The organism is Capnocytophaga sp. oral taxon 329 str. F0087 (assembly GCF_000213295.2).
GTDB classification, from domain to species: domain Bacteria; phylum Bacteroidota; class Bacteroidia; order Flavobacteriales; family Flavobacteriaceae; genus Capnocytophaga; species Capnocytophaga leadbetteri_A.
In genome coordinates, this window is record NZ_KN390039.1 from 8,042 (window position 1) to 14,116 (window position 6,075).

Genomic DNA, 6,075 nt, shown 5'->3' on the forward strand with positions numbered 1-6,075 from the left:
GTATAACCTACTGAATGAACACCTTATTATAGATGTGGAAGAGCAAATACATAACGCCCTTAGTAATGCCTCTATACTCTATACTCAGTATCCAGAATTGGAACAAGCAACTACAGAAGAAGAGGTAGTGGAGATACTAAAACGACAAATGTGGCTGACCAGCAAGGAAGAGGTTGCACAGCAATTGGCAGCTTTTGACATTCAGCTAAGCGACCTTTTTAAGCCAATCAGAAGTCAGTCGAAGGCAGTGTATTACACCCAGTTGATGCTTGATACTTGGCAGGCAAAAATCAGTGAAAACCCTTATACTGATTTTGTGCAGTACCACATCACTAAGAGTAATATAGACGCAATAACAGAGCATTATAAAACTATTATCAAAAAGCGCGGTATAGTAGAAAAGTTAGTGAAAATTTTTGACAATATAGTGTCGGAAATAAAAGGTATACAAGGAGAAGAAGTGTTTATGGCTGAAACCTTTGCCCTGCTGATTAACGATATTGTCTATAATTTTGATATGCAGTTTATCACTGATAACGAAGTAAGAGAGATAAGAGAACTCGCTATGATAAAGAATAATCCGCACTCTTACTTTATGCGCACTAATAGCACCGATGATGCTACTATTGCAGATCTTTTTGACAATACTAAAATGGATGTAAATACGATAGCTTTGGAGAAATACAACCGCTGGATAGAGTTATTGCGCATCTCTTTGCTTATCAATAGCGGTTTTGTAGATTATGACGAAGCAGAGAACAATGCGCTGAAGTTGTTGCTCTCGCAATATATTGCCTATCAACCCTAATATGACGCTATAATGCACAAGTTTTATACTCTTTCTACAGATTCATTCGTGCCTATTTCGCACGACAATAAGCACCTATTCAATACTTATGAATTGGTTAATAACTTTATACGCACACGTATTGCCACTGCGTATAGAAATATATTGGCTAAGCCTATCCTGCATAATTATGAGGTAGATTGGTATTCGCCTTTTGACCAGCTGCGTGAAACTACTGACCTACAGGCACAACGCCAGTATTTTGCTTTTAAAGACGAATTGCAAAAGCACATACAGAGTCTTGCTCAGAGTCCTGACCCTAATAATAAGAATTGGGCTGGCTTATTGGAAAAAGTTTTTAGTGAGAAAGACAATAAAATATTCAGCAATGGGCAACAAATCTGTATTGTATGGGGGTGGGCGTTTAATAATGACCAAATACAACGCCCTATTATAGCTGAAGAGAAGGAAGAAATACCTGAGGAGCAGCCTGTAGAAGAACCTTTGGTAATAGAAGAAACCCCAGCACCTGAAGAGCTCCCTATAGCTCCAGAAGAAGTCCCTCAGCCAGTAGAAGAAGAGAAAGTAATTGATTTTGAGCCAGAGCCTGTGCTGGAACAACCTAAAAAAAGGTCGTTTTTAGAGTTTCTAAAAGAGTTTGCAGCACATCGGAGTTGGCTACTCGTTTTGTTATTAGTGCTGATAGCTCTTACTTTTTTTATCAAATCACTAATGTATTAACAGATTATGAAAGATAAGTTTTTTTACCGTCATTGGTGGTTATACTACCTGCTTTTTTTCCTGCTCTTAGGGGTGCTTATTTATGCCCTTTTGTGGCATCCTAAATGCGAGGTTAATTATCCTCCATCATACTATCAACAGCCTAACACACCTGAGAATCCTATTCCTCCTACTGATGGTAGTACCGCTCCGCCAGCTGTAGTTAATTGTGATGCGGCAGTAGAGTCGGGCGGTTATGGACTGACTACCACTACCCACCTGCTTGGCAGTAAGCCCGGTACAGTATACGTAGCTTATGAAATGTATACCGTGCCCGATAGGCTGACCATTTACTACGATGGTAACGTAGTAGCAAGTACTGCTGATACGGTAAGTGGTGAAGGTAGGTTGAGCTTTTACTACAAAGCTGAAAAAGGCAAGCCGCAAGAGTGCAAAGTAGAAGTATATGGACCTGATACTCGTACAGAGTGGGAATATCAACTTAGTTGTCCTGAATAACTGAAAAATATAATAGTCCGATGAATAAATATCCTTTTAAATATTATTTAATACTATTCCTCGCTTTATTGCTGAGTATCCTTTTTTGGTTCTTAATACTCTTGCGTTATCAGTGGGAGATAGGTGGGCGACCTTATTTTACACCTCCTGCAGGGAGTGTAAGTCAGCCACCAGCATTGCCCAGCAACTACTATAGGGTTAAACCTATAGATCGCGATAAGGTAATAATTGATACTATCAGCAGGCGAAAGATAGTATCAGACCTGCTAAATCTCGCTATTAAAGATACTGTTTATCAAGCAAAACGCTTTGTACAGGAATTTACCCAGAAGTTTGATACTACCCAATATCGCATCAATTATGTAGATAGCACTATCAACTATATGCAGCTAAAAGTAGCTGATGCCGATAGAGCCGCTTTTAAACAGAAAGTAAAAACAGAGATGCCTGCCTATGACCTATTGGTATGGGACGAAGCTCTATTTGACAAACAAGCAACAGAGAGCAATCGCTATCTGCAAGCAGAGAACTTATACCCTTTGCGACAGCTTAGCACTTCGCATATAAAAGTAGCCGTTATAGATAATGGGTTCGACCTGCAACACCCTTCGTTAGCAGGTAGATACCTCAAGCCTTATAATGCGACTGACAATAGTGCCGATGTGAGTCCTTTGCCAATCAATCACGGTACAGCGGTAGCTTCTATAATTGTAGGCAATAAATACGCTGATATACAAGGGATAGTGCCCTCGGCACAGCTTATCCCTATAAAAGTAGCTGATGCTAATGGTATGATGAGTTCTACCTACATAATAAAAGCGGTACTCTATGCTATAAAGAATCAAGCAGATGTAGTAAACATATCGTTAGGAGCCAACTTGCAAGGATTAGACTATCTACCAGAGCCTTATCAGCAGGAATTTATTAAGAATGGGGCTAAAGACGAAGAGACTTTCTGGAAGGAGCTCTTTGCCTATTCAGAGAAAAACAAAACTATAATAGTACTTGCAGCTGGTAATGACAATATGCTGACAGGCTTTGACCCTCTGCAGCGTGCTGAAAATACTATAAAAGTGGGGGCAGTAGATGAGCATAATCGCAAATCAAAATTCTCTAACTACGGCACTTTAACTACCCTTTACGCACAAGGGGAAAATATAAAGGTAGCTAGCACTGGCAATCAAACAGAAATAACACAAGGCACGAGTTTTGCAGCGCCTATAGTAACGGCTTTTGTGGTAGCTCTAAAGAGCAAATACCCTCAGTTCAGCAGTAGTCAGATAATAGCAGAACTGAAGAAAAACACTATTTACCAACAGCAATTGGCTGTATTGTACAACAAAACCTTTTAATATTATGACAGAGTTTAAACAAGACAACTTTACCTTTGTAGATGTAGTATCTCTCATCTTTCTGGTGATTCTTTTTATCGGCAATTTCTTTGGGTTGCTATATTTTACCTCAGGTAATTTTCCGATAAGTATAGCTATTAGTGCATTAGTAGTAGTGCTATATTACGCCATTATTCAACTACTGAAGAAGAGCAAACAGAAGATGGTGACCCAGCTATATAAGTCGCCCGCTACTATACTATTGGTGTTATTTGTAGTGTTAGCTATCTTTAGCTTTGTGCCGTTAACTCACTTAATTAACATAGAAACTAATGCTAAAGACAAGGTACAAGTAGAGGTAAACGAAAAGATAAATAAAATTAATACTTTTTCTGATATATATGCCAATCGTGCTAAGACTGATATGCAGAACTTTGAGAGTCAGCTTACCAATAAATTGCGCGCTTATGTAAAGAGCAAGAGTCCTACATTGAAAAACCAACTGATGGCAGCCCCTTATAACATAGATGCGCAGGTGTTGGCTACCCCTCAGAATATAGATGTAGATGATTTGGTAGCTTCGCGCTTGATAGCCGTCAGAAGCAAAATACAAGACAATCAACAAGAGATAGACAAACGAGTGAATGAGGCTAACGACTATCAACGCCGCTTTCAGCAGTGGAATAGACTAAGAGTAGCTACCGAGTATAAGAACCTGAATACGTTTGTAATTGATAGCTATGAGTTGCTCAATAAAAAGCTATCAGAATTGCCTGTAAACAAAACTCCAGAGCCAGTATCTATAAATAAAATGCAGTTGCCGCTTGATAGTTTCACAGAGCTCAACAAGCAATACCCTCCTAACTGGCTACTGCCTGCCCTTGCAGTGGTGATAATTCACTTATTTATCCTTATTCCGTTTTTCTTGTACAAAGTAAGGGTATACAGAAACGATACTGATACTACCTCAGGTAAAGTAATAGAATATTAAAACACGTAAATACTATGAACAGAATAAAAAAGATGCAAATACTTCAGGAGTGTTGTAATCCGTCTGCTTTCACTATAGATAAACTAGACCAGTTTGTGCAGCAAGGCGATATTACCATTGAAGAGTTTGCTAATTATCATCTTGAAATATCAAAAGTAGAAGAGCTTAAGAGGCGCAAAGCCCAGCGCGAAGGGATTACGCTCCCTACTGAAGAACCTGCCTCACAAACACAGAGTTCTATTTTTGATACTGAGCCTCAAAAATCTATTTGGGATACAGAATCTAAAGGCTCTATTTGGGATACAGACCCTAATGCTTCTATTTTTGGTACTCCTGTTACTCCTCCGCCTTCTGCCCCAGTAGCAGCTGCTCCGGTAGCTCCTACTTATCAGAGAACTACTGCAGATAAATCTATTGAAATACAGAAGGTACTTGCCCAACAAGTCGGGATACAAGATATTATAGATAGAATCAATCAGCGGCTTTATACCTATGACGATTTAGAAGCGGCAGGTGTGCCCAAACGGATAGTTACTTCTTTTAAGCACTATCAAAATCAGAATATTACTAAATTTTATAACGTAGAAGACTTGCCCCAAATGGATAAAGGGCGTACTGATGTCTTTTTTGTAGGTATTCCTGCTTCGGGTAAATCGGTGATGCTCTCAGGACTGCTTTATTACACTAAGAAAATGGGTATTAGTATACCCGATTCTTATAATATAGAGGGAGAGAAATATTCTGCCCAAATTACTTCTTATTTAGAGAAAGGTGTGCTACCCAAGCCTACTGGTTCGGGTACTTATAACTATATAGCTATATCATTAAAAGATGATAAGAAAAAAGCCCACCCACTGAATATAGTAGAAGTACCAGGTGAGAACTATGCTAAGATATTTGATGGAGGATTAGAAAACGAAGAAGTAAGAGGATTTGTGAACTATGTGAAGAACAGTAATCGCAAAATTCTTATATTCGTATTAGATGCCTTAGAGCACCAACAACGATTGGAGGCAGATTACGCCAATATGTATAGCCAAAGCGACATCTATGTAAGTATCCTCAATATGTTTAAAACCTATAAGATATTGGATAAAACAGATGCTATCTACATAGTTGTCAATAAGTTTGATGTGATAAAGAAATCCTACGGTCAGAATTCGAAAACTGATTTGGACTTAGCTGATGAGTTTGTAAGAGAAGAGTTTAGAAACTTGCTCAACAACTGCATTGACGCTAAAGAAAACAGCGGTAATAAGTTCAAAATAAAAGTATTTCCTTTTTCTATAGGAGAAGTGTGTTATGATAAAATCTTAAAAGAATACAACCAAGAATATTCTAGAAATATAGTAGAACAAGTCCTTTCGGATAGCTTTATCGTAGGAGGAGGGAAAGGTATTTTTGGTGGGCTGTTCGGATAATTACTAAACCCTTAAAACACTATGAAAGTACATCTTTTGATACAGCGCACTTTTAGCGGACTTAATACCGAATACACCACTTCGCCCGCTATAGCTAAACTTGATACTAAGCTTTTCTTAACCGATGAGCGCAATATGGCTATGCAGCTTACTGACGCTCCTTTCTTTTCATTGGCTAAGAATGAGCAATGGGTAGCCTATTCGTTTATTAAAAAAGTTTTAGACCGCGAGAAACGTGCTGGTTTTTACGCTATACGCCTTTTTTTATCGCCTCGTTATCAGCTTACTAATGTTCGAGAATGCCTC

At 38.7% G+C, this 6,075-nt stretch carries 6 protein-coding genes and 1 pseudogene; all 7 read left to right on the top strand.

The window, feature by feature from the left end:
• Positions 1-808 (top strand): annotated as a pseudogene (locus HMPREF9074_RS09860) (ABC transporter ATP-binding protein); the annotation flags it as partial.
• Between the two features lie 12 nt (positions 809-820).
• On the top strand, positions 821-1,528 hold the full coding sequence (locus tag HMPREF9074_RS09865; RefSeq protein ID WP_009392141.1) for a hypothetical protein: 708 nt from the start codon (positions 821-823) through the stop codon (positions 1,526-1,528).
• Positions 1,529-1,534: 6 nt separating this feature from the next.
• Positions 1,535-2,026, top strand: coding sequence for a hypothetical protein (locus HMPREF9074_RS09870; RefSeq protein ID WP_009392142.1), 492 nt, complete (start codon positions 1,535-1,537; stop codon positions 2,024-2,026).
• Between the two features lie 20 nt (positions 2,027-2,046).
• Positions 2,047-3,378 (top strand): S8 family peptidase, encoded by a 1,332-nt coding sequence (locus tag HMPREF9074_RS09875; RefSeq protein ID WP_009392143.1) that lies wholly within the window; start codon positions 2,047-2,049, stop codon positions 3,376-3,378.
• Between the two features lie 4 nt (positions 3,379-3,382).
• The gene (locus HMPREF9074_RS09880) at positions 3,383-4,348 is read left to right on the top strand and encodes a hypothetical protein (protein WP_009392144.1); all 966 of its coding nucleotides are present in this window, start codon (positions 3,383-3,385) and stop codon (positions 4,346-4,348) included.
• Between the two features lie 14 nt (positions 4,349-4,362).
• Entirely contained in the window at positions 4,363-5,769 is a 1,407-nt protein-coding gene (locus HMPREF9074_RS09885) for a hypothetical protein (RefSeq protein ID WP_009392145.1), read from the top strand.
• Positions 5,770-5,790: 21 nt separating this feature from the next.
• The coding region (locus HMPREF9074_RS09890; RefSeq protein WP_034540527.1) for a hypothetical protein at positions 5,791-6,075 on the top strand (285 nt) is incomplete at its 3' end.

Bases quoted from the DNA above. Each gene is read 5' to 3' on its own strand.
- HMPREF9074_RS09865 (WP_009392141.1), top strand. From the start codon at position 821: ATGCACAAGTTTTATACTCTTTCTACAGATTCATTCGTGCCTATTTCG.
- HMPREF9074_RS09870 (WP_009392142.1), top strand. From the start codon at position 1,535: ATGAAAGATAAGTTTTTTTACCGTCATTGGTGGTTATACTACCTGCTT.
- HMPREF9074_RS09875 (WP_009392143.1), top strand. From the start codon at position 2,047: ATGAATAAATATCCTTTTAAATATTATTTAATACTATTCCTCGCTTTA.
- HMPREF9074_RS09880 (WP_009392144.1), top strand. From the start codon at position 3,383: ATGACAGAGTTTAAACAAGACAACTTTACCTTTGTAGATGTAGTATCT.
- HMPREF9074_RS09885 (WP_009392145.1), top strand. From the start codon at position 4,363: ATGAACAGAATAAAAAAGATGCAAATACTTCAGGAGTGTTGTAATCCG.